The organism is Kitasatospora sp. NPDC088134, from assembly GCF_044741705.1.
Lineage (GTDB): Bacteria > Actinomycetota > Actinomycetes > Streptomycetales > Streptomycetaceae > Kitasatospora.
This window is the reverse complement of record NZ_JBIUTD010000016.1, coordinates 105,051-125,894: the sequence shown is the minus strand read 5'-3', so window position 1 is coordinate 125,894 and position 20,844 is coordinate 105,051. Positions and strand designations below refer to the sequence as shown.

The 20,844-nt window shown below is 70.5% G+C and carries 26 protein-coding genes; all 26 read right to left on the bottom strand.

Translation table 11 applies throughout. The annotated features are described in order from the left end of the window. Nucleotides 1-53: 53 nt before the first annotated feature. Nucleotides 54-404, bottom strand: coding sequence for a hypothetical protein (locus tag ACIOHG_RS24295; RefSeq protein WP_043477113.1), 351 nt, complete (start codon nt 402-404; stop codon nt 54-56). 205 nt (nt 405-609) lie between these two features. Next, a complete protein-coding gene (locus ACIOHG_RS24290) occupies nt 610-1,056 on the bottom strand; it encodes an endonuclease domain-containing protein (protein ID WP_400953688.1) in 447 nt (148 codons plus the stop codon). Then, the gene (locus ACIOHG_RS24285) at nt 1,046-2,905 is read right to left on the bottom strand and encodes a DNA polymerase (protein ID WP_400953687.1); all 1,860 of its coding nucleotides are present in this window, start codon (nt 2,903-2,905) and stop codon (nt 1,046-1,048) included. The genes ACIOHG_RS24290 and ACIOHG_RS24285 overlap by 11 nt, the downstream gene beginning before the upstream one ends. An 11-nt stretch (nt 2,906-2,916) precedes the next feature. Then, nucleotides 2,917-4,470, bottom strand: coding sequence for a phage/plasmid primase, P4 family (locus ACIOHG_RS24280; RefSeq protein WP_400953686.1), 1,554 nt, complete (start codon nt 4,468-4,470; stop codon nt 2,917-2,919). Beyond that, the gene (locus tag ACIOHG_RS24275) at nt 4,452-5,354 is read right to left on the bottom strand and encodes a toprim domain-containing protein (RefSeq protein WP_400953685.1); all 903 of its coding nucleotides are present in this window, start codon (nt 5,352-5,354) and stop codon (nt 4,452-4,454) included. The genes ACIOHG_RS24280 and ACIOHG_RS24275 overlap by 19 nt, the downstream gene beginning before the upstream one ends. Nucleotides 5,355-5,370: 16 nt before the next feature. Continuing rightward, the gene (locus tag ACIOHG_RS24270) at nt 5,371-6,105 is read right to left on the bottom strand and encodes a hypothetical protein (protein ID WP_400953684.1); all 735 of its coding nucleotides are present in this window, start codon (nt 6,103-6,105) and stop codon (nt 5,371-5,373) included. A 21-nt stretch (nt 6,106-6,126) separates the two neighbouring features. After that, entirely contained in the window at nt 6,127-6,531 is a 405-nt protein-coding gene (locus tag ACIOHG_RS24265; protein WP_400953683.1) for a hypothetical protein, read from the bottom strand. After that, nucleotides 6,531-6,710, bottom strand: a complete 180-nt coding sequence (locus tag ACIOHG_RS24260; protein ID WP_043477119.1) for a hypothetical protein — start codon at nt 6,708-6,710, stop codon at nt 6,531-6,533. The genes ACIOHG_RS24265 and ACIOHG_RS24260 overlap by 1 nt, the downstream gene beginning before the upstream one ends. Then, the gene (locus tag ACIOHG_RS24255; RefSeq protein ID WP_158516528.1) at nt 6,707-6,883 is read right to left on the bottom strand and encodes a hypothetical protein; all 177 of its coding nucleotides are present in this window, start codon (nt 6,881-6,883) and stop codon (nt 6,707-6,709) included. Before ACIOHG_RS24255 ends, ACIOHG_RS24260 begins: the two co-directional genes overlap by 4 nt. Before the next feature lie 3 nt (nt 6,884-6,886). Beyond that, nucleotides 6,887-7,183, bottom strand: a complete 297-nt coding sequence (locus ACIOHG_RS24250) for a hypothetical protein (RefSeq protein ID WP_400953682.1) — start codon at nt 7,181-7,183, stop codon at nt 6,887-6,889. 88 nt (nt 7,184-7,271) lie between these two features. Beyond that, nucleotides 7,272-8,024, bottom strand: coding sequence for a hypothetical protein (locus ACIOHG_RS24245; RefSeq protein ID WP_158516529.1), 753 nt, complete (start codon nt 8,022-8,024; stop codon nt 7,272-7,274). A gap of 113 nt (nt 8,025-8,137) precedes the next feature. Further along, nucleotides 8,138-8,935, bottom strand: coding sequence for a hypothetical protein (locus ACIOHG_RS24240; protein WP_400953681.1), 798 nt, complete (start codon nt 8,933-8,935; stop codon nt 8,138-8,140). A gap of 73 nt (nt 8,936-9,008) precedes the next feature. Next, on the bottom strand, nt 9,009-9,206 hold the full coding sequence (locus ACIOHG_RS24235; RefSeq protein WP_400953680.1) for a hypothetical protein: 198 nt from the start codon (nt 9,204-9,206) through the stop codon (nt 9,009-9,011). Beyond that, entirely contained in the window at nt 9,203-9,754 is a 552-nt protein-coding gene (locus tag ACIOHG_RS24230) for a hypothetical protein (protein ID WP_400953679.1), read from the bottom strand. Before ACIOHG_RS24230 ends, ACIOHG_RS24235 begins: the two co-directional genes overlap by 4 nt. Before the next feature lie 119 nt (nt 9,755-9,873). After that, the gene (locus tag ACIOHG_RS24225; protein WP_400953678.1) at nt 9,874-10,560 is read right to left on the bottom strand and encodes a hypothetical protein; all 687 of its coding nucleotides are present in this window, start codon (nt 10,558-10,560) and stop codon (nt 9,874-9,876) included. 125 nt (nt 10,561-10,685) lie between these two features. Next, complete coding sequence (locus ACIOHG_RS24220; protein ID WP_400953677.1) at nt 10,686-10,970, bottom strand: hypothetical protein; 285 nt, start codon at nt 10,968-10,970, stop codon at nt 10,686-10,688. Between the two features lie 41 nt (nt 10,971-11,011). Beyond that, complete coding sequence (locus ACIOHG_RS24215) at nt 11,012-11,254, bottom strand: hypothetical protein (RefSeq protein ID WP_380340841.1); 243 nt, start codon at nt 11,252-11,254, stop codon at nt 11,012-11,014. Further along, nucleotides 11,254-13,098, bottom strand: a complete 1,845-nt coding sequence (locus tag ACIOHG_RS24210; RefSeq protein WP_400953676.1) for a LysM peptidoglycan-binding domain-containing protein — start codon at nt 13,096-13,098, stop codon at nt 11,254-11,256. The genes ACIOHG_RS24215 and ACIOHG_RS24210 overlap by 1 nt, the downstream gene beginning before the upstream one ends. Before the next feature lie 89 nt (nt 13,099-13,187). Continuing rightward, on the bottom strand, nt 13,188-13,709 hold the full coding sequence (locus ACIOHG_RS24205) for a hypothetical protein (protein WP_400953675.1): 522 nt from the start codon (nt 13,707-13,709) through the stop codon (nt 13,188-13,190). Further along, nucleotides 13,706-14,881, bottom strand: a complete 1,176-nt coding sequence (locus tag ACIOHG_RS24200) for a hypothetical protein (RefSeq protein ID WP_400953674.1) — start codon at nt 14,879-14,881, stop codon at nt 13,706-13,708. Before ACIOHG_RS24200 ends, ACIOHG_RS24205 begins: the two co-directional genes overlap by 4 nt. Continuing rightward, on the bottom strand, nt 14,881-16,044 hold the full coding sequence (locus ACIOHG_RS24195) for a hypothetical protein (protein WP_400953673.1): 1,164 nt from the start codon (nt 16,042-16,044) through the stop codon (nt 14,881-14,883). The genes ACIOHG_RS24200 and ACIOHG_RS24195 overlap by 1 nt, the downstream gene beginning before the upstream one ends. 11 nt (nt 16,045-16,055) lie before the next feature. Then, nucleotides 16,056-16,850, bottom strand: coding sequence for a phage distal tail protein (locus tag ACIOHG_RS24190; RefSeq protein WP_400953672.1), 795 nt, complete (start codon nt 16,848-16,850; stop codon nt 16,056-16,058). 418 nt (nt 16,851-17,268) lie between these two features. Then, a complete protein-coding gene (locus ACIOHG_RS24185) occupies nt 17,269-19,434 on the bottom strand; it encodes a hypothetical protein (RefSeq protein WP_400953671.1) in 2,166 nt (721 codons plus the stop codon). Nucleotides 19,435-19,478: 44 nt separating this feature from the next. Then, nucleotides 19,479-20,018 carry a hypothetical protein gene (locus tag ACIOHG_RS24180; RefSeq protein ID WP_400953670.1) on the bottom strand — a complete coding sequence of 180 codons (540 nt, stop codon included), beginning with the start codon at nt 20,016-20,018 and terminating at the stop codon, nt 19,479-19,481. After that, nucleotides 19,979-20,311 carry a hypothetical protein gene (locus tag ACIOHG_RS24175; protein WP_043477156.1) on the bottom strand — a complete coding sequence of 111 codons (333 nt, stop codon included), beginning with the start codon at nt 20,309-20,311 and terminating at the stop codon, nt 19,979-19,981. Before ACIOHG_RS24175 ends, ACIOHG_RS24180 begins: the two co-directional genes overlap by 40 nt. Nucleotides 20,312-20,355: 44 nt before the next feature. After that, nucleotides 20,356-20,775 carry a hypothetical protein gene (locus ACIOHG_RS24170; RefSeq protein ID WP_400953669.1) on the bottom strand — a complete coding sequence of 140 codons (420 nt, stop codon included), beginning with the start codon at nt 20,773-20,775 and terminating at the stop codon, nt 20,356-20,358. Nucleotides 20,776-20,844 lie beyond the last annotated feature (69 nt).

Sequence of the window (20,844 nt, the reverse complement as noted above, 5' to 3'; positions counted from 1 at the left end):
CTGCCGGTTCGGGTCAGCCGAACGGCAGGGGCGGGCAGCGGTGTGACGTCAGGTCAGGCCGCGGAAGGTCCCCAGCAGTATCGGCAGGCTGCCGGTACCCCGGAGAGGGTGAGGCGTCGGGAGAACAGCGCCATGCAGCGGGCCAGGCGCGCAATCATGGCGCGCAGGGAATGGGTCCTGCGCGACGGGGGAAGGCTGATCCGGCGGGTGTTGAGCCCCGCTAAGATCGCCCGCACCTTCCTGGCGCGGGCGCGTTTGGCCTTCCTCGGGGGCAGTGCCTCCAGGCTGAGGCGGCTCCCGTTGGTGACGCCCATGGCGCGGCGGACGGCCAGCGCCTCGGCCGGGGTGATGGTCTCTGCGACCTCCCGTCGAATGCGGCCGATGCGGCGGAGGTGCCACTGCATGCCAGCAGCCCGGGACCATCCTCCCCGCCGCATCTATTACTCCTGGTCACCGGCCGCACGTCCCTTGGTGCAGCGTGTGAAATGAGACTAAACAGAGTCTTATAGGTGCTCAAACGACAGGATTACCCCAAAAAGGGTCTTTCGTCCCGATCAAGGTCGCTACCTGGTCTTTTGTAGGTAAAGTGCAGGTAATGTGACTTGTGCCTCACTTGCCGTGTTCACGTAGGTATGTCGCCCCTTGGTCGAGCCGGGCGGAGGAGTCCCCGAAGTGACCGAGGGCGGCGTTCTCCCCTCTGCACAGCAGCCTTCTGACGGCCTGTCCGTGGGGTCTGTCGTGGTCGTGGTCCACGACCAGGCGGTCCCCGGCCACAGCCTTCTGCCCGCAGATCGCGCACCGCCACCGCTGGCGGCGGCCCATGGCCTCGTAGTCACTCAGCGTGATGCCGTAGACCCTGCGCAGCCGGGTGTCCCGGCGCTTGCGGACCACCTGCGGGTCGCGGTTGGCCTTGTTGTTCGCGGCCTTCACGCATGGCCGGCAGACGTTCGCCCGGCCGTTCGGCGAACGCTTGCGCTTGCCGAACTGGCCGAGCGGCTTCTCGTCGTCGCACACCTCGCAGAACTGGGTGTGCGCGCTCTCCGGCTCACGCCGCATAGGCCCACTCCTTCGGCAGCTTGTAGCCGTCCGCCCAGCTCGGCCCGTACACCTCGGGGTCCGTGTCCAGCGGCACGCCCAGCAGGTCCATCTTCATGGCCTCGGCGCACGCGCGGGCGACGTCTGCGGCCTCCTCCTTCGGAGCGGTGCCCACGACCTCGTCGTGCACCCACATGGTGAGGTAGGGGGTCAGGCCCTGGTCGTCCATCCGGATCAACGCCTGCCCCATGGTGTCGCGGGCGGTGGACTGGCAGGCGTAGGCGACGGACTTGTAGAGCTTGTCCCGGTCCAGGTGAAGCCTGCGGCCGGTGACCGTGGTCATGGTGCACCGCTCCGCCAGCGCGAGGCGCTGCATCTTGCGGGCCCACCTCTTGATGCCGGGGAACGCCCGGCTGTAGCGCTGGAGGGTGTCGCGCATAACGTCGATGCCCTGGCCGGTCTGCTTGGCCAGCGTCGCGGCCCCGCCCTGGTACGCGGTCCCCAATCCGGCGATCTTGGCCAGGGTGCGCTGGGCCTTGGTGTAGTCCTCGCCGAACATCATCGTGGCCGCGAACCCGTGCAGGTCCGCGCCGGAGGCGATGGCCCGGATCATCCTGGGCTCCTGGGAGAGCGCGGCCAGCACCCGAAGCTCGACCGCTTGCTGGTCCACCGAGAAGTAGGCGTGCCCCCGCTCCGCGACCACGGCGCGACGGATCTCCCACCCGTGGGAGGGGAGCTGCGCCATCGCCGGATCGGAGTGCGAGGCGCGGCCGGTCTGGGCGCCCAGCGGGTTGATCTTCGGGTGGATGCGGTCGAAGGCGTCGCGGTTGTTCAGCATCGCCTCGGCGTAGGACACGGACCACTTGCCCGCGCGCTTCGCCCGCAGTACGGCGTCCGCGAGGACGTTGGGCTCGCGCATCCCGAGCCGCTGCCAGTCCTGGTCAAGGTCGGCCATCGGCAGCAGCACCGCCTTGGCGACCGACAGCGCCCCGCTGTCCGTCTTCTCGGTGAGCCGTTCGCCCATCCCGGCCAGCGCGCCAGCCACCTGGTCGGGCGAGTTCACCGAGTCGACACCGAAGCGCGCGGCCACGGCCGCGAACTTCTCCTTCTGCCGTCCGAGCCGCCCGATCAGACCCTCGGTGTACTCGGGGTCGATCAGCATCCCGGTGCGCTGGAGCTTCGCGCACACCAGCGCGAGCCGGTGTTCGTAGGGCAGCAGCGCCGAACGCAGCCCCTCGGCCTTGTAGCGGTCCAGCAGCTTGGGCAGCAGCCGGGCCACGAGTAGGGCGTCGAGCCCGGCGTACAACTCGTAGACGGGGTGCGAGAGGCTGATGCCCGCCCACCCGGTCGCCTTGGTGAAGCCCAGCCCGTTGAACACGCGGGTCAGGTCGCCCTGGGTGTCGGGCGCGGTGGGGTCGACGTACCAAGCGGAGAGCGGTTTGAGGGACAGGCCCACCCCGCCCTCGTAGTCGTGGCGGCTGTCCAGGAGATGGGCGGCCACCCGGGAGTCCCGGGCGCGCGGGTAGAGCTCTTCGAGCCGGATACCGAACTCGGTGTCGACCTTCAGCGCGTCGAACGCCAGGTTGTGCGCCACCAGGTTGGGCAGCACGGCCAGGGCCTCGATCGCGGCCTCGCGGAACGGCCGGCCGAGTTCGACGGGGATCACCCACGCCGTGTGGGTGTCGCCGAACTGGACGAGGCGTATTCGGTCGGTCCAGGCAAGGCCCGTGGTCTCGGTGTCGAAGCCGATCAGGGTGCCGGCCGCCGCGTGGGTGGTCCACCAGGTGCGGAACTCCCGCAGATCCTCCGCTCGTTCGGGGACCTTGATGACGACCGGCTCTTGGGCCAGTCGGTACGGGTGTACCCGCATGTGCTCTCTTCCTAGTCGTTGGTGGTGTCGAAGATCCCCGGGCCGGACGGCGACGCCTCGGCGGCGAAGCGCACACCGAGCAGCACACGGCCCTTCGTCATGCGGTGCTGGCGGATGCCGCGCTCGTCCAGCGCGGAGATGAATCCGCGGCGGGTCCATGCCTTCTCGCCCTGGGCCTCGGACCAGTCGCGGTAGGCGTTGTAGGCGTCCTGGGCGGGGACGTGGCTCTTGTCGTCGCCGGTCTTCACCAGGACGTCCGTCAGGAACTCCGCCAGGGCGTCGCTGTTCTCCTTGAAGTTGGAGGTGGCGGTCTTGATGGAGTCGGGCTCCTTCAGGCCCTCGGCGTACCACTCCACGGCCCCGGCGACCGCCCAGGCGGCGATCCCTTCGGCCTCCTCACGCAGGTCGGCGAAGATGCCGTGGTCCCGCTCCTCCGGCTTGAAGAAGCGGTCGAACTTGATCAGCTTCACCCGACGCCACAGGCCGGCGTCCTGCGATCGGAAGGCCGGGGTGTGGTTGGAGGCCAGCCACAGCAGGAAGGTCGGCTGGTAGGTGAAGAAGTTCTCGCGCATGAAGCGGGCGGTCAGCTTGTCGCTGCCGGTCGCGCGCTTCAGCACGGACTCGCTCATCGGCTTCCCCGCCTCGCCCTCCGAGGCCATCACCATCCGGGCCCCGCGCAGCGCGGCCAGGTCGGCGGGGATCGAGCTGCCCCGGTCCTCGAACGTCTCGAAGCGCGTCGTCTCGGACAGCGCGCCGAACACGTGGCTGAGGGTGTCCAGGAACACGCTCTTGCCGTTCGCCCCGATCCCGACCAACACCGCGAACGCCTGCTCGGCCGTCGAGCCGGTGATGCCGTACCCGCACAGGCGGTGGATGTAGGCGGGCATCAGCGGCTCGGCGGGGAACACCTCGTCTAGGAACCGCAGCCAACGCGGGGCCTGCGCCTTGGGGTTGTACCTCCACGGCAGGGACTTGGTCAGCATGTCCGCCGGATCGTGCGGCTGGGCCGCGCCGGTACGAAGGTCCACCGTGCAGTCGGCGAACGACAGCAGGTGCGGCCGGTTGTCGAAGGCGTCCACTTCGCAGTGCACACCGCGCACCGACGCCAGCTCGCGCATGAGGTCGTCAATGCGTCGGGCCATGGTGAAGCCCTTCGACGCCTTGGCGAGCGGCAGCGCGGCGACCTGCTTCTCGTACTCGGCGTCCAGCGCGTCCCCGGCCAGCTTCAGCGCCAGGGCCTCGCGGATGATCGCCTTCTCGCGGGCCAGGGTCTCCACCATCGCGGCCCCGAGGTCGTGGGCGGCCTGGCGCACCAGCACCTCGTTGCGAACCCAGTGCGTCCCCGACCAGACGTGGAAGCCCACGCCGTCGGCGTACTTGATGCCGCCCTTCATGAACTGCACCAGGGCGTGGGCGTTCACGATGTCCGAGGCCCCGTACCGGGACGCCGCCTCTCGGTAGGCGGCCACCGCCTGCTCCGGGGGCAGCGTCAACGACGGCCGGTCTGGTTCGAAGGGGGTGGTCAGACTGTCGATGGCGTACGCCGTCATCGGTTCTCTCTCCATACTGCGTAGTCCTTGAAGCCCTCGGGCAGGATCAACTGCCGGGCGTGCACCTCCCGTTCGTGGAGGGCGGCCAGAATGGTCCGGGTGAACTCCCGGCCGGAGCGGTCGTTGTCACCGCACACCCGCACGTCGCGCCCCGAAAGGCCGGCGGCCAGCGCGTCGAGCGTGGCGGGGTCGTTGTTCAGCAGCGCGGCACCGCGCACCCCGATCGCGTTGTAGCCGTCGGCGACGATCGCCAGCGGATCGGACAGACCCTCGGCGACGACCCACGGCGCGCCGGGGTCCGGGCCGGGGAACACCCCGTACCGCTGCCACTCGAACCCGTCGGGGTTGGCAAGCGAAATCCACCGCACCGGGCAGCGCCCCGACAGGTCCCGGCCCTGCGCGCCCCGGGCCACTCCCGCGAAGTCGGCCATCGGCACGACGAGGCGGGGATACCGGACGAACGAGGTCGGAACCCACGCGGGGCACGGCTGCGGGCCGGGCCACCAGCGCAGGCCCAGCCGGTCCTGCTCGGCCCGGGGCAGGCCGAAACGTTTCTGCGTGTAGCCTGCGGCCGGGGCAGCGTCGTCACCGGCCGGCAAAGAGTCCAGCCACACCCGCAACGCCGCCGTCAGGAACGGGGAGACCGGCTCCGGGCGCGCCTCGGCGACGACCGCCAAGCCCTCCGGGTCAACGTTGAACAGGTGCCTCGGCAGGAGGTCCATCCCGGCGACGATGTCCTCGAAGCGGCACCCGGCCCGGCAGGCCATGCCCACCATGCCGCCGCTCTTCAGGTTGATCCACAGCGACGGCTTCCCGTCGTCATGGGCAGGGCAGCGGGCGACCCACTCGCCGGGCTGGTAGTCCCGCCACTCCTCCAGCCGGTCCAGGATCTCTGACATGCGCACAGCCCGCTCCTCAGCCGTACAGCCGCTCGCACAGCGCCTGCCCGGCCGGAGTGGCATGGACGGTCCGGTGGCCGTCCGCGACGAACATGCCCTCGGCCTCCCGCGTCGGCCGGTACATCGCCCGCCCGCCCGGCGTGTGCTCCACCGCCAGGTAGCCATCCGCCACCAGGGCCGGACGCAGCAGGTGATGCGTCACTCCGAGAGCCTTCGCCACGTCGTGCAGCAGGTAGCCGCCCGCGTTCTCGCTCGCAGCCCGCTGGGCCTTGAACGCCGGAGTGATCTCCTCCACCCGGTCGGCCAGCACCTTCATCTGCTCGGCCAGCGCGAGCACCGCCGCGTCACGGGCCGGTGCCTCCGCCTGCTCCTCCAAGTTCAGCAGGTAGCCGCGAACCTGCCGCGCCACCGGCGAGTCACGCAGCAGCATGCCCACCAGCAGGACAGCGCGACGGGTGAACACCTGGAGGTTCGGACGGCCACGGCCAATTACGGGTACACCATGTGCCCGAAATTCCTCGGCCCCCTGAAGCGTACGCAGACCGGTCTCCTCAAACTCCGCCCTGTGCCGCTTCACCATCGCGTTCACGGTGTTCGGGTCCACCCCGTAGAACGCGGCGACGCCAGCCCGGTCCACGTGGATGCCGTCCGGCAGGGTGGCCAGCGCTCCGACCTTGTCCAGGACATCGGTCTTCTCGACAAGCCCGGCACGGGCGGCAGGGGACTCGGTCAGAACCATCTCGTTGATCATGTTTCTCTCTCCTTGTGAAACTCAGTAACCAGCGGCCCGAAGAGCCTTGACGATCGCCGCGTGCGTGCGGATCGACGTGACGGCGTACCCGTCCTCGGTCTTCGCTCGGGGCCGCTTCACGTACGCGACCCCGAACAGTTGGCCGGCGTTCTTCGCCTCGGCCTCGGCCTGGCGGACGTAGGAGGCGAGGTCGTACGACTTCTCGGCCTTGCACTCTCCGGTGAAGGGGCGCACTCCGAGATCGCCGATGTCGGCCGCGCCCTCCTGGACGTTGCGGCGGACGTTGTCCCCGTCGGTGGGGTCCTTCCAGCGGACTGCGCGGTCGCTGTCCTTCCAGAACTCCCGGTATTGGCCGAGCTGTTCGTTCAGGTAGTCGGCCACCGAGGTCTCCCAGCCGGTGCCTTTCGCCTTGTTGCGGTTGGCCACTAGGCGGTCACCACCGTGAGCCCGGCTCCCCGGAAGACAGCCGTCGCGGCGGCCTCCCAGTAGCGGGCGAAGTCGGCCCGCTCGCGGGCGTCGTGGAGGAAGAGGACCAGGTCCCCGGGGCCTGCGGTACGAAGGTCGCCGAGCGCGGGGGCGATGCCCGCCCCGATGCGGAAGGTCATGTCTCCTCCGGCGGCCGGGGCTCGCGGAAGTCCGCGACGTGGGCGGCGTCGGACGCCCGCAGCAGCCGCGAGGGCCGCACACCTTCGGCGGCGAGCGCCCGTGCTCGGGCGTGCAGGAAGGTCCGGCGCTGCTCGGGCGGGACCTTCCACAGCGGGGTGGAGTGGTCGGTCAACGCTCAGCCCCTCTCCGGCAGATGGGCCCAGGAGGTCCGGCGGGCGATGTGGCGGCACGCGCGCTCGGAGATGTTGAACGCCTCCGCGAGAGCGGACAGGCTGGCGCCCAGGTCGGCGGAGCGGCGGATCGCGTAGACCTTGCGCTCGGTCAGCTTGGCCTGCGAGTTGCGGGTGCCGGCCGACGGCGGGCGTGGCGATTCGCGGAAGGCGGAGCGCATGATCTCCTGCGCCCGGTCGGTGCGGGACAGGGGGTTGAGCAGCCGGGCCGGGATCGGCTCGGCGATGGTCGGGGTGTGCACGGGGCTCTCTCTCCAGGGAAACGAGAGCGGGACCGGCCTCCGAAGAAGCCGGTCCCGCTGGTGTGGTGCTGCTGGGGTGGAGCGCCGGTTAGAACGGCGGCTCCTCCTCGATCGCGGCCGACGGGCTGTCGGTGATGGCCTGCTCGTACGGCTTGATGACCTTCACTGCGGCCTTCTGGTAGTCGACGTCTCGGCCGGCCTTGCTCGTGTACTGCACCCGCTCGTTGATGAGGTGGGCGAGCGAGGGGCCGCCGGAGCGGGCCAGCGCGCCCTTCAGTGCGGGCAGTTCGGCGATCAGCGACCAGCCCGAGGTCTTGAAGCGGAAGCGGCCCAGCTCCAGGGCGTGAGGCAGCGTGAAGTCGATCTCGATGGCGGGCTTGGGGCCCCGTTCCGCCTTCGCGCGGTCCTTCAGCTCGGCGATGGTGCCGGGGCAGCGGCACGGAACGCCGACGTCCTCCGGCGGGCTGAGGAAGGACCGGGTGTCGCAGTGGTGCGCGAGCTTGCCGTTCACCCACTGCTTGAAGTCCAGCCTCACGGCCTCGGGGCCGTCGATGACGACCTCGACCCGGTCGACGTCGGTCTTGACCGCCATGGCGTCCTCGGCCTCGGTCTCCCGCTCGTACGGGGTGCCGCCCAGCAGCTCGGCCACGGCCTCGGCGGTGGACGGCAGCGCGGTGGTCACCATCCACTCGTGCTGGGCGATCGGGAAGCCGCCGTCGGGGGCCGCCTCGTAGTTGCGGAAGACGCCGGCCAGGTCCGGCCGGGCGTTGGCTTCGGCGCGCTCCGCGCGCTCGGCCAGCTCCGGGTCGGAGGCGAAGATGTTGTCGAGTGCGTCGCTCAAGTGCAGTCCGTTCATTCGGGGGCGGGGCCGCCGGTCGGTCGGCCCCGTGGAGGTTGAGCCGGGGCGGTTAACACCGGCCCGTGGGGATTGAGCCGGGGCGGTTAACAGGCAGCTCAGGAGGCACGGCGGGCGGTGCCGGTCTGGTGGCCAGCGTCGTTCTTCCACGCGACGCGGCCGATGATCCCGGCGTCCGAGGCCCGGTCCTCCGCGAAGCGCTTGCGCAGGGTGAGGAACCGGTCGAAGATCTCGCGGTCGATCTTCACCGGCCGGAACTCGGCCCGCTGCGGGGTGACGTGCAGCACCGCCCCTGCGTCGACCTTCGGAAATGGCACGATCTTGCGGTCCACCGTGATCAGGTCGTCCGCGTGGGCGTACGCGGCGAGCTGAGTGGCCACCGACAGGTACACGCTCTTGGAGGTCTTCAGGTCGCCCAGGACGACCTTGCCGTTGATCTTGACGAGGAAGTCGAAGCTGCCCGCGTACTCGTGCTCGCGCGACCAGGCGACGTCTTCCGCGTGCAGCAGCTCGGGCTGGTAGCGGTCCAGCCACGCTTCGATGTGCGGCACGTACGGCTCGACGTCGTGGTGCGGGTACGGGACCTCTTCACCGCGCAGGCGCAGCTCGAAGAAGTCGTGGACCAGGCTGCCGACGTCGGCGCGCAGCTTGGTGTACCTCTTCGCCGCGAACTTCAGGAAGTCGACGGCGGCCTGGCGGTCGCGGGAGGCGATGCGCTGGACGACCTCAAGGTCGGTGACGGCGGCCTCGGCCGCCATGCCGGCCGACCAGTTCTGGAGGAACGGCTTCGCCTCCATGTTCAACACCGACGTCACCGAGGGGGCGAGGTCGCCGCTCTCGGGGTGGACGTAGTAGCGCGAGCCCTTCTGGTGGATCGTGCGGACGCCTTCGGACATGGGCTCTCTTCTCTGCTTCGGGGCATGGGAAAGGCCCGCCCCGGGAGGGGACGGGCCTGGAAGTGGCGGGTGGTCAGGCCGCGGTGGTGAGCGAGGGCAGCGTGTCCGCGAAGCCGGGCACCTCCGCCTCGACGCGGGCATTCGCCGCCTGTTCGTCGGCCTCCCGCTCGTCCGGGGTCAGTGGGTCCGGGACGGGGGTGTAGATGAAGACGATGTTCTCGATCGCGGTGGCGGTGCGGTCGATCGCATCGAAGCGCTCGCGCAGGGTCATTGGGCCTCCAGGGCTTCGCGGATTCGGGTGTGGAAGGCGGCCAGGGTGCCGGTGTTCGCCACGGTGACGTCGGCGTGCTCGGGGCCGAGCTGTTCGCTGGGGTGGTCGCCGTCGGCCCCGCCCCGGTCGATGAACCAGACCGTGAACCCCGCCTTCCGCAGGGCGGCAACCTCGTTGTCGAAGCGCACGTCGGTGACCACGACCGGACTCTGCGCGGCGGCGGCGGACCGGAGGCACTGGTCGATCCAGAAGTCCGGGTCCACGTGGCGGCGGATGCCCTCGGTGCCGAGCCGCTGCAAGAGCCTGCGGGCCTCCGGGAACCTGTCCTTCACCGTCTCCCAGCCGTAGCGGTCCACCGCGTCGGCCAGGCGCACCGGGACCGGGGCGTTCACCCCCAGCAGCTCGGTGCCCACCATCGGGTCGATGTCGTAGGCCATCTGCTTGAGCGGGTCCGCCAGCGCGAGCCGCACGTACCCGTACTCGGCCAGGACCCCGGCCGTCGTGTCCTTGCCGGATCTCGCCCGGCCGATCAGTGCGATGTTCTTCAAGTCGGCACGCTCCTTCGTACTCGTTAAGCCGCACCGGTTAACAAGCTCCCGAACAGGCCCGGAATGCGAAAAGGCCCCACCCTCCCCGAGGTGGGGAAGGCGGGGCCTGGGGTCGGAGATCAGCTCAGCGCGTCCTCCAGCGCGAGCAGCGCCGCACGGGTCTCGCTGAGTTCCTGACGGAGCTGGGAACGGGTCGCGGCGTCCAAGGCTTGCGGGTCCAGCGTGGCTAGTGCGAGCCGGAAGCTGCGGACCACCTGGGGGCTGCGGGCCGGAGGAACCGCCAGGCCGTCATCCTCAGCGAAGGCGATTCTGCTGGCGACCTGGAGGGCCTGGCGGTTCGCGGAAACGATCTCCTTCTGGGCCTGCGGCACGATCCGGTAGTACGCGAAGATCTCGTCCGAGGACGTCAGCCCCGGGAACAGCTTCTCTCGCTGGACGGGGTCCTGGTCCAGGCTGCGGACGTAGTCGACCCGTACCTGAGACATCGCCGCGCGGATGCCCTGCAAAGTCGTCTCGCGGTTCTTCTTCAGTTCCTTGCGGTGGTCGGTGGAGTCTCCCGGCACCGGCTTGAGACCCGCAGAGTCAAGAAGATCGGACATCCATCTCTTGGCCTGATGGCTGTCCCTCCGCAGGTCCGGCAGACCATCGGAATTCACGAACAGGAACGCCGTCTCGAAGACCACGGCAGCGAGGGGTCCATACCCTCGGGCCTGGGCGGACCGGGCCAGCGGCAGCGCCCTGTCCATCACCTCTTGGGCTCCGGGGACAACCTGCCAGCTCGCCTTGGTCGGCTTCCTCGCGGCCATGGAATCCTCTCACGTCTGTCGGGCGGAATTCCGTTCAAACAATGCCCGCCCGACCTTCATTCCACCACGCCCCGCACTGCAACGAGAAAAGTCCCGACCTGCCCGAAGGCAGGCCGGGGCCCGGTTCATCGCTTGATCTTCATGCCGTCACTGCCGTACGCGACAGCCGGGCCGGGCGCTTCGTGCGGGCACGCGCAGCACTCGGTGAGTGCTGCGGCGCGGGCGGCCTCGGAGTTCGCGGTGTCGGTCGCGTGCGTGACGACCCGCTTACCCGCGGAGTGCCCGCCGGCCATCGCGGCGAGGGCGAGCAGCAGGCCGATGACGGCTTCGTTGGTCTCGATCCCGGCGAGCTTGGGCACGACGGTGCCGAGCACGGTCAGCAGCGCGACGACGGCCGCGCGCGCCTTCACCGGGTTGTCGGTGAGCCAGGTCTTCAGGTTGTCGATGGCGGTCAGCCCTTCAGTCGTGCGACCACATCAGTGATCAGTGCGGTGCCTCCGGCGAGTCCGGAGGCGACGACGCCGTAGCGCCAGCGCTCCAGCGCGCGGACGCGGTCTTCGTGGTCTTCCAGGACCGCGTCCACGGTGTCGCGGCTCTGGGCGAGCGAGCGGACGTCCTCTCGGACGCCCACCAGCTCGTCGTAGATCTCGCGCGGGCCGATCACGACGCCGCCAAGCTGTTCGTCTCGGGCCATCAGTAGCCCCCTTCGTTCCAGGCGATGCTTTCGAAGCTGCCGTAGGTCGCATTCGCATAGCGGACTCCGGCGATGATCGAGTCCACCGGGTTGAGGATGTTGCGGTGGCCGGGCAACGCGTAGGCGTCGAACGTCGGCCGGATGGTCTGGAGCAGGCCGTACGTCCCGCCGTAGAGCGCTTCGTTGCTGTCCCAGTGGTTCTCGGCGAGCGGGTTGCCGCCGGACTCGACCATCGCGCGGTGCTCGATCGCCGCCGCGCTGGGGACCAGGTCGCCGTTCGCACGCAGGATGTCCCGGGCCTCCTCGATCCACCCCGCGAGGTCCGCCGAATAGCTGGTGCTCGGGGCGGCCGGCACCTCCTCGACCTCCGGGGCCAGGGCCGGGGCGGTCGGCTCGCTCGAGTTTTCCTGACCGCTCGTCAGCTCCGCGGGCTTCGGGCTGGCGGGCTTCGGGACAGGGGCGGAGCCGTCCGGGATCACGATCGCCTGGCCCGGGTAGATCAGGTCCGGGTTCGCCACGGTGGCTGTGTTGGCGGCGACCAGGGCCTCCAGCGTGACGCGGCGGCTGGCGGCGATGTCCCACAGGGTGTCGCTGGGCACGACGGCGTGGACCGGCGGCGCGGCGGCTCCGGCGGTGGCGGTCGGCAGGCTGATGACCTGGCCGACCTCGATCCGGTCCGGGTCGGCGAGCTGCGGGTTGGCGTTGACCACGGCGTCCAGACCGACGCCGTAGCGGGCGGCGATGGCCGTCAGGGTGTCGCCTGCGGCGACGGTGTGGGTGGCCGCGCCCGGGGCCGGACTGGGCAGCGGGTCCGGATTTGGGGCAGGCCGCGGTGCCTCCGTCGCCGGGGTCTCGGCCGGGGCCGGGCTCTCGCTCGGCTGTGGGGCCGGGGATGCCGGGGTGGCCGGTGACGCGGCGGGGACGGTGATCTGCTGGCCCTCGGTGATCCGGTCCGGGTTGTCGATCTGGGGGTTCAGGGAGAGCAGACCGGCCACGGTGGTGCCGAGTGCCACGGCGATGCCGCCCAGGGTCATGCCCCGGCGGACGGTGAAGGTCCGGGTGGCCGGCGGCTGCGGCGCGGGGGCGTCGCCATACTCGGCGAGCAGACGGGTGAGCTGCTTGGGGCCGGGGATGCCGTCGGCGCTGTCGGTGTCGCCGATCTTGATCTGGTAGGCGCGCATCGACTCGGTGTCCGCGCCGCCCCAAACGGGGCCGGGGCCCTCGGTGTAGCGGGAGCAGCCTGCCCGGACGAGGGCTCGGCCCATGGCGGTGATGTGCTCGCCGCGTGCTCCCGGGCCGTACGCGAGGCCGTTGATGGTGACGGCCTGGCCGCTCGGGGTGGTGGTGCCGCCGTTGTTGCTGCTGCTGCCGGAGGTGTAGGCGGGGCGGCCGACGCCGAGCACGACGGAGCGCGGGCGGGTCTTGCGGGCGACGTAGCCGCCGGAGCCCTGGCCCGCGCCGTCGCCACGGGCGGTGTTGCCCTCGACGGTCTTGACCTGCTGGCCAGGAGCGGAGTCCTCCAGGACGATGCCGACGTGGTCGGCGGTGGGGCCGCCGTCCCAGCTGAAGAAGATGACGTCACCGCGCTTGAACGCGGCGTCGCGGCCGAACCACTGGCCCTTGTTGCGGAACGCCTGGACGTGGGAGGGACAGTACGCGTACCGGCCGACCGCTGCGGCCTCGCCGCCCTTGTCGGCGCACCAGGAGACGAACATGTCGCAGTACGGCTCGTGGTTGAAGCCGGGGGCGTACCACTTCCCGAACGGGGTGTCGTAGTAGCGGCCGTTCGGGGAGAGGCCACCTCGGTAGTTCTGGTCAGCCCACTTCAGGGCCTCGGTGATCATTGCTTCGCGGGAGATGAAACAGGTCCTTTCAACAGGGAAGCCCCGCCCGGGAGTTCGGACGGGGCCGCTGCGCGGGTTACAGCTGGAGGTCAGGCGTAGCCGGGCGGGATCGGCACGGGGGTCCAGGTGCCGGCCTCGGTCGCGGCGGGGGCCTGGTTGAAGGGCAGGGCCATGGCCACGCCGGGATCGACGGTGCCGCCCCCGGTGACGTCGGTCTTGGTCTGGAGGAGGAGGCGCTGCCACTCGCCCGGCTGGCCGCCACCCATCGGCAGCACCCAGTCCAGGCGGACCCAGCCGTTGTTGAGCGCGCCCCCGGTGTACTGCCACTCCGCGGTGACCGCGCGGGCCCTGTCCACGTCGAACAGGCGCAGCCAGACATTGGCGCCCTGCTTGGCGGAGACGCGGCAGTCCAGCCGCAGGATGGGGTGGGCGATGCCGGCGGTGGGGATGGTGGCGGCGGCGCGCCAGGCGGTGGCGACGTCCAGGCCCGGCCGGTACGGGGTCATCGGGAGGACAGCGCCGAGCGCGCTCGCGGTGCGCTCCATCGCGGACAGACGGGTGTCGATGCCCTGGAACTCGTCGGCGAGGGTGGGGCGGCCGTAGACGGTCATGCGGCGGCCCCCAGCTGCCCCTGGACCCAGTCGTCCACGCGCGCGAAGATCGTGACGGGGACCAGGCTGAGGCTCGTTTCCTCGCCGCTGCTGGTGACCTTGGTGGCGATCTCCTGGATGACGTACTCGGCGTCGATGCCGGGCCAGCGAGCGGTGCGGGCGCGGACGCGGATCTTGTGGCCGACGCGCAGCTCGGCGGCGGTGTACTCGCCGCCCGGGTGCAGGGTGACCTCGGGGACGACGAGGGGGAACGCGCCGACGGCGGTCATGCGCTCGGCCTGCGCGGTCAGTGTCTCGACGCGGACGACCGAGTTGTTGGTCTCGACGGCGGACAGGCGCGGGATGCGGCGGCCTTCCTCGGTCTCCAACTGGCCGTTGTACCACCAGGATTTGAGCTGACTCCAGCCTTCGCCAGCGCCGTTGACGCCGGTCTCGGTGCACATCTTGTCGCCGTCGGAGGTGACGGTGGTGACGGTGCAGTTGGTGCCGTGCTCCAGGACGATGCCGGTGTCCACGCCGCCAGCCGGGTGGAGGAAGCGGAAGCGGTTGCGGATCACGCGGGCGTCCACGTCCCAGTCGTGGTCGATGCGGAAGTCGAAGCCCTTGATCACCGCGCCGAGCTGTTCGACGGCTTCGCCCACCGACTTCCACTCGAACCAGGGGTAGGTGCGCTCGCGCTTCATCGTGTCCAGGTCGGGGTCGAAGGTGAGCGCGCCGGGGCCGTTGCTGCCCCAGTAGCCGGGCTGGCCGGGGGCGACGGGTGAGGGGTTGTCGGCGAAGGTCTGGATCAGCTCGCGGGCGATGGTGGTCTGCTCGCGCGGCGTGGTGCCGGTGGAGTACCCGAGGTTGATCATGTTGCGGCGGTAGTACTCCCACAGGCCCACGCAGTCGAGCGTCATCCCCTCGGCGGCCAGGTCGACCGACCAGGTGAGCAGGGGGCCGCCCCACAGGACGCGGCTGCCGCGCTGGACGTGGGCGATGATCCGCCAGGGCGAGATGAGCGACCAGTCCAGGCCGGCGAGGGGTTCGGCGGCCAGCGGCACGCTGAAGTTCGCGGAGCCGGGGGCGTTGAGGATGGAGCGGAAGGACAGGCCCGAGACGGGCAGCTCGGCCAGCAGCCGGCCGCCCTTGAACTCGGACAGGATCACGCGGTAGCCGTTGTCCTCGCTCATCAGGCCGCCTGGACGATGACGGCCTCGGCGTACGAGGTCCACGCCGCTTTGAACTTCACGTTGTTGGTCGCGGTGTTGTCGGGGCGGCACGTGGTGCTGACGCTCATCGGTGTACCGGCGGGGACCTTGATGGTGCCCGATCCGCGCGCGTCCCGGGCATCGCCCACTCGAACGTACTGCGGCCGTCCCGCGCGGCGGCTCTCCCCGTGCCCGAAGACCACGGGAGTGATCCAGCCTTCGCCGAAGTCGCCCTGATAGGTGCACTCGAACCTGATGGTCACCAGGCGCGGGTACGGAGCGGCCGGAGCCGTGAAGGTGTGCCAGCCCTCGGCGCCCCACGCGTTCTCGGGAGCCTGGTAGGAGGCGTCCTGGCGGACCGCGCCCGGCAGGACCGGGGCAGTGGTGCCGGGCCCGGTGACCTTGTGCAGGGCGGTGCTGACCGAGTCGTAGACCAGACTGCCGGCCGGAGCACCGACGGCGGCCTGGGCGATGCCCTGGGCCCCGGCGGTACGGAGCTGGCGCAGCGGAGTGGTGTCGAGCTGCCCGGCGACGACGAAGCGCTGGTCCTCGATCCCGGTGATGCCGGTCTGGGCGATGTTCACCACCGCGAGGCGGATGCAGTTGGAGGGCACCGGCCAGTCCTTCGCGCCGGGGCTGGACTCGGCGAGCACCGCGACGGACCAGCCCTTCGCGCCCTCCTTGGTCAGCTGCGTGCCGGAGGCCGCAGCGACGGCGGCCGGGGCGGCGTAGGGGGTGCCGTCGGCGGCGTAGGTGACGGGCTGCATGTAGCGGTCCGCGGTGGTCTTCATGTCCATCAGCAGCGGGCCGGCCGGGGCGCTGTCGGGGTCGGCGAACGCCACGACCAGGTCGGCGCGGGCGGCCTCGCCCGGCTTGGGGGTGGAGCACTGGAGCTGAATGCTGGCGTCCAGGTTGGCGAAGTGCACCGCGCCCTTGTGGGACACGGCCACGTCGTCGGGCAGCCACACGGAACCGGCGGCGACGGAGACCCTGGGGGTGGGGTTGTCGATCTTCTCGACCAGCAGGGCGGTGGGTCCGGCGACGCCGACGTGTGCGCCCCGGGTGCCGCCGATCATCGTCCGCAGGTCGAGCGCGTCATAGCGGCCCTGCTGGACGAAGAGCGGGGCGCGGAGTTCAACAGCCAAGAGAGGGGTCCTTACATCCAGGCGGAGCGCCATGAGACGTCCGCCGTGACCCCATCGGGGCCTTCCAGTACGTCGAGTTGGAGGGTGCTGCCGCCGGGCGGGACGGAGAACCAGAGGGAGGTCGGATCGACCTGCCCGAAGCGGGAAGCGCCGTTGAGGGTGATGCGGCGACGCCCCATGTCGATGACCAGAGCGTCGCCCCGGCCGACTCGCAGGCCCCGGGTAGCGAAGCGCTTGCGCTCGCCGTCGTGGACGAGGGTCAGCGACGGGTCGCGGATCTCGCCGGTGGCCGGGGTGATCCGCACGACGGGCCAGGTGTCGACCGAGCCGGTGTTGGCGATGTCCGGGGCGGAGCGGGTGGCGGGGCCGTTGCCCATGTCGAAGGGGAACGTCAGCGGGAAGATCGGCCGCCCGCCACGGGGGACGGCCACCGCCACGGTCGCCCGCGCCTGGTCGGCCGAGTACAACCGAGGGTCGGTGGCGAGGAGTTCGACGGTGACTCGGCGGCGGCCCGCGTGGAACTCCTTGTCCACGGTGACGGCCCGCTTGCGGACCCGGGCCATGAGCCTGGACCGCCCGCCGGCCACCCCGGGGAACGCGAACTCGAACGGCTTCTCCGGCCCGCCCGGGGCGAACGCGGCCAGCAGGTCCGGGACCTCGTGGTCGTCCAGGGCCAGCATGGTCAGGGTGACCGTGCGCGCACCCATGTAGTCGGTGCCCGGGGTCAGGCCGTCGCGCTGAAGCAGCTCGGCGTCCGAGGTCCGCACCTCGGGGGCGTCCAGGAGGCCGCCCACCTCCTCCAGCACGACGGAGGAGTCCTCACCGAGCAGCAGCCCACCCCACGTCGCCGTCCACGGCGCTGCGGTGTAGGGGTTGCGGGCGCTGGGCTGGCGGCCGATGTCCGGGCGCTTGGGTGGCGGCAGGTCCGGCAGGGTCCGGAAGGTGACCGGGTCCGACCAGGAGTCCAGACCGGTGCCGGTGCTGTGGTAGCGGACCCGGTACTCGGTGTCCGGCTCCAGCTGCGGGTCGTCGCCCAGCGGGCCGCCGTCGCCGACCAGGGCGGTGCCCGGCCAGGTGGGGTCCTCGGCGTCGTAATGTGCCTTGCCGGTCTTGGCGTTGGTGGTCTCGACGTCCGTCCACGCGCCCGGCGTCTTCGTGTAGAAGACGCGGGCGGTGTGGGCGGTGACGTCGCCGATGAAGGGTGGGGAGAGAGCCCCGATCTTGCTACCTCCCGGAGGTCTTCAGCTCCCACGCGATCTGCTTGCCGATCTCGTGGGGGTTGGCGTTGGTGGTGGCGTTGACGGTGATGTTCGGGCCGTAGCGCTCCCGGCCTGCGGCCTTGGGGTCGGGCGGGCGCAGGCTGGCTGCGGCGCGCTGGCCGTAGCCGTAGGAGTCGAGCGAGCGCAGCCCCGAGGTAACCGGGCGAAGGGCTTGCTCCAGCGGGCTCGCGTAAGCGGCGGCCGGCATCGCGGCGAACGCCATCGGCGCGGCTATCAGCGAGCGCGGCGCGGCCACCGGGGCGGAGGCGGGGGCCGAGCGGAACGGGTTGAGGCTGTCCACGATGCCGGAGACGATGCCGCCGACGCTGATCGACTTCATGCCGTTGACCAGGCCCTGGATCGCGGACTTGCCCTTGTCGTACAGCAGCGAGCCCAGATCGCCGATCGCACCGAGGATCTTGCCCGGCAGGCTGGAGACGTAGCCGACCACCGTGCCTATCCCGGACGAGACTCCGTCGGCGATTTTGGACCAGGCCGACGAGACGAAGCCGACGCAGGACTCCCAGGCGGACGAGGTCCACGAGGTCACGTTCCGCCAGGCTGCCGAGACGGCCGAGCCGACCGACGAGGCCGACGACGACACGGTGGAGGTCACCGACGCCCAGGACGAGGCGGTCCACGAGGTCACGGACGCCCAGGTGGACGAGGTCCATGAGGTCACGGACCCCCAGGCGGACGCGACAGCAGAGCTGGCGGACGACGCCGCGCCGGAGACCCAGGACGTCACGGACGCCCAGGTGGAGGACGTCCAGGAGGACACGGACGCCCAAGCGGAGGCCGTGGCGGACGTCAGCCCGTCCCAGGCTGCCTGCACAGCGTGCCAGGCAGCCACGGCGGCGGTCGCCAGCATGTCCCAGGCTTGCATCGTGACCGAGAAGCCGATCACCAGGGCGCGGAGCCCGAGGTCAACTAGCCGCATCAGGGCGGCAGTTGCCTGCGCGTTCTCCTTGAAGACGTCGAAGAACTGGCGCAGCGTGTCCGCGAACCAGCTGATCGACGCGGCGATCTCAGGGGCGAAGGCAACCGCCAGGGAGGCGATCCCCTGAAGGAAGGCATCGAGCAGGCCGACCAACGGGCCCAGGATGAGCTGGAGTTGGGCGCCCCCGTTGGACAGGGTGAGGAAGAAGTCCCCCAGGGCAGCACCCAGGGCGACGAGCGCCACCGGCAGTTGCTCGGTGAACGCCTTCATCCCCGGCGAGTTCATCGCCTCGGTGAGCTTGGGGAACAGGACGTCCGTGAAGTCGGTGATCGACTTCACCATGGGACGTACGAACTGCGCCCCGGCGTCGAAGAACGCCTTGATCTGCGGCTCGGCCTGCTTGAACCAGGCCGTTACATCGCGTACCGCACCGCCAAACTCGGTACGTATAGCGGCAGTTGCAGGTTTCAGCGCCTCGGACGCTGCCTGCATCGCCTCCTCGGTCTTCTTGCCGAGGGCCTTCATGTCGCCCGCTGCCGCGACGGCCGCGAGCCCGATCGGCAGCACTGGCAGCGCGGCCAGTGCGATGACTGCGATCAGCCCGGAGGCGACCACCGTCACCCATGTGGCGATGGCGGTGACCGCGACCAGCAGGGGAAGCGCAGCAGCGGCGGACTGGGCGAACCCGGCCGCCATGCCCAGGGTGCCCTGGGCTGCCGAGCTGATGCCCGACCCGATGCCCTGGAGGGCTGAGGCGGTCTGCTCGATCGAGAGGGTGAAGAGCCGGCCGAAGTTGCGGCCGATCTCCGCGACCCCCGAGCCCAGGGTGGCAAGGCCCGACTTGGCCCGCTCGAACCCGCCCCGGGCGAGGTGGACGTTGATGCCCAGCCGCCAGCGGCGGCCGGTGAAGCGGCGGATCTGCCCGTCCGCCGGGACCGTGTCGACCTCGGCCCGGATGCGGACTCGTCGCTCGCGGGTGAGCGCGGCGATCCGCGCTGCGGCCTCCGCCGTGTCGGCGAAGACGTTGACCCGGACGTTGCGGTCGTGGGTCAGCTCCCGCAGCCGGGCGTTGACGCCCGTGGTGTCAAGGTCCAGCTTGACCTTGAGCTTGGTGTACTTCTCCAGCATCTCCAAGTACTGCTTGAGGCGCTGGCGGAAGTCCGAGGTGTCGGGCAGGACGCGTACGTGCACGCGCCCGGCCTCTTTGCCGCCGGGACCGGCCATCGGCTCACCTCCTACGTGAGTCGGACCGGTGCGGGCCTGCCCGGCACGGCGGAGCGCGCGAGGACGGCCGCCGGTAGGCGGAACGTTTCTGCAAGGGGGGTTGACGCCTCGGCGAGGACAGGACCCCCACCCTCGCCGACCTCACGCTGGAGGGCGGCGGCGAAGGGGCTGGTGCCGGCCGCCTTGCGGGCCTTCTTCGCGTACGGGCGCGGGTAGGGCTTCGGGCGCTCGACGGTGCGGGGGTTCTTCGCGCTCTTGGCGACCTGGACGTGGGTGAGCGCCTGGACGGCGTCCACGAGATCCGCCAGGACGTACGTCCTGGCGTCCCAGCCCAACGCTTCACGGCCGCCGCGCACTGCGGCCATCGTCGCGGAGTCGTCGGGGAGAGTCCCGATCAGGGCGAGGACGTAGCGGGCGGAGTGGCGGCCCCGGACCCAGTCCAGGACGTTCACCCCGCAGTAGCGGCGCAGGTCGGCGGTGATCTGCGCCCCGTGCTCGTCCAGCAGCCTGATCAGGCTGCGGCTTCCCCCGGCGCGGCCTGCTCCATCCACGCCTCGACCACGGTCATGGCCTGCTCCAGCGGCAGGGCGTCCACGCTCTCGCGCATGGCCTTCTTGTCGGAGGCGACCGCGACCAGCAGACCGGTCATCGCCTCGATCCGGCGCTCGTTGGACACCTTCTTCGACTGCACCGCGTCCAGCAGGGACAGCGCGGTCTTCAGGTCACCGCCGGGCAGGGCCTCGATGCGGCGCAGCCGGACCTTCTTGCCGTTCTTGGCGACGAACTTCAGGCCCTTGCCAGTGTGCTTGCGCTCGGCCTCGGCGGCGAGGTCGGCGAAGTCCAAGGTGGTGCTCAGGGTGGATCTCTCCTAGCTGGGGGTGGGGTGGATCAGGTTCCGGCGGGCAGGCCGGCTGCCAGGTCGAACACGGGGGTGACGGAGCCGAGCGGCGTGCTCTGGTTGAGGGCCACGACGGTGGCCTTGACCGGCATCTCGCCGAGTGCGGCAGGGTCCATGGTCACCGCGTCCGCGCCGATGATGGAGGTCTTCGGATAGTGCCACACGACGGCCTTGCCGCCGTCCACGGCCGCGATCAGCAGCGCCCGGTTCTGGGCGGTGGGGCTGGTCGGGATCGAGAACAGGCCCTTGGCGTCGAGTCCCTTGTCGGTGCCGTAGTAGAGCTTGTACGACTCGGCGGTGAAGTCGGACAGGTTGATCGTCACCGCGTAGGTCTTGCCCGGGTCGGTCGTCTTCAGGGACTTGTTCTGCCAGGACCCCAGCACCTCGGGCTCGTCGCCGTCGACGCTCATCTCGATCCCGTTGTCCAGCGAGGTGTTGCCGATGGACTTCCACGTCAGGCCGCCGGGGCCCCACTTGGT

What these genes read in the sequence shown, in the direction of transcription:
- ACIOHG_RS24295 (WP_043477113.1), bottom strand. Translation starts at nt 404, where the DNA reads ATGCAGTGGCACCTCCGCCGCATCGGCCGCATTCGACGGGAGGTCGCA.
- ACIOHG_RS24290 (WP_400953688.1), bottom strand. Translation starts at nt 1,056, where the DNA reads ATGCGGCGTGAGCCGGAGAGCGCGCACACCCAGTTCTGCGAGGTGTGC.
- ACIOHG_RS24285 (WP_400953687.1), bottom strand. Translation starts at nt 2,905, where the DNA reads ATGCGGGTACACCCGTACCGACTGGCCCAAGAGCCGGTCGTCATCAAG.
- ACIOHG_RS24280 (WP_400953686.1), bottom strand. Translation starts at nt 4,470, where the DNA reads ATGGAGAGAGAACCGATGACGGCGTACGCCATCGACAGTCTGACCACC.
- ACIOHG_RS24275 (WP_400953685.1), bottom strand. Translation starts at nt 5,354, where the DNA reads ATGTCAGAGATCCTGGACCGGCTGGAGGAGTGGCGGGACTACCAGCCC.
- ACIOHG_RS24270 (WP_400953684.1), bottom strand. Translation starts at nt 6,105, where the DNA reads ATGATCAACGAGATGGTTCTGACCGAGTCCCCTGCCGCCCGTGCCGGG.
- ACIOHG_RS24260 (WP_043477119.1), bottom strand. Translation starts at nt 6,710, where the DNA reads ATGACCTTCCGCATCGGGGCGGGCATCGCCCCCGCGCTCGGCGACCTT.
- ACIOHG_RS24240 (WP_400953681.1), bottom strand. Translation starts at nt 8,935, where the DNA reads ATGTCCGAAGGCGTCCGCACGATCCACCAGAAGGGCTCGCGCTACTAC.
- ACIOHG_RS24235 (WP_400953680.1), bottom strand. Translation starts at nt 9,206, where the DNA reads ATGACCCTGCGCGAGCGCTTCGATGCGATCGACCGCACCGCCACCGCG.
- ACIOHG_RS24225 (WP_400953678.1), bottom strand. Translation starts at nt 10,560, where the DNA reads ATGGCCGCGAGGAAGCCGACCAAGGCGAGCTGGCAGGTTGTCCCCGGA.
- ACIOHG_RS24215 (WP_380340841.1), bottom strand. Translation starts at nt 11,254, where the DNA reads ATGGCCCGAGACGAACAGCTTGGCGGCGTCGTGATCGGCCCGCGCGAG.
- ACIOHG_RS24210 (WP_400953676.1), bottom strand. Translation starts at nt 13,098, where the DNA reads ATGATCACCGAGGCCCTGAAGTGGGCTGACCAGAACTACCGAGGTGGC.
- ACIOHG_RS24205 (WP_400953675.1), bottom strand. Translation starts at nt 13,709, where the DNA reads ATGACCGTCTACGGCCGCCCCACCCTCGCCGACGAGTTCCAGGGCATC.
- ACIOHG_RS24200 (WP_400953674.1), bottom strand. Translation starts at nt 14,881, where the DNA reads ATGAGCGAGGACAACGGCTACCGCGTGATCCTGTCCGAGTTCAAGGGC.
- ACIOHG_RS24170 (WP_400953669.1), bottom strand. Translation starts at nt 20,775, where the DNA reads ATGAGCGTCGACGGCGACGAGCCCGAGGTGCTGGGGTCCTGGCAGAAC.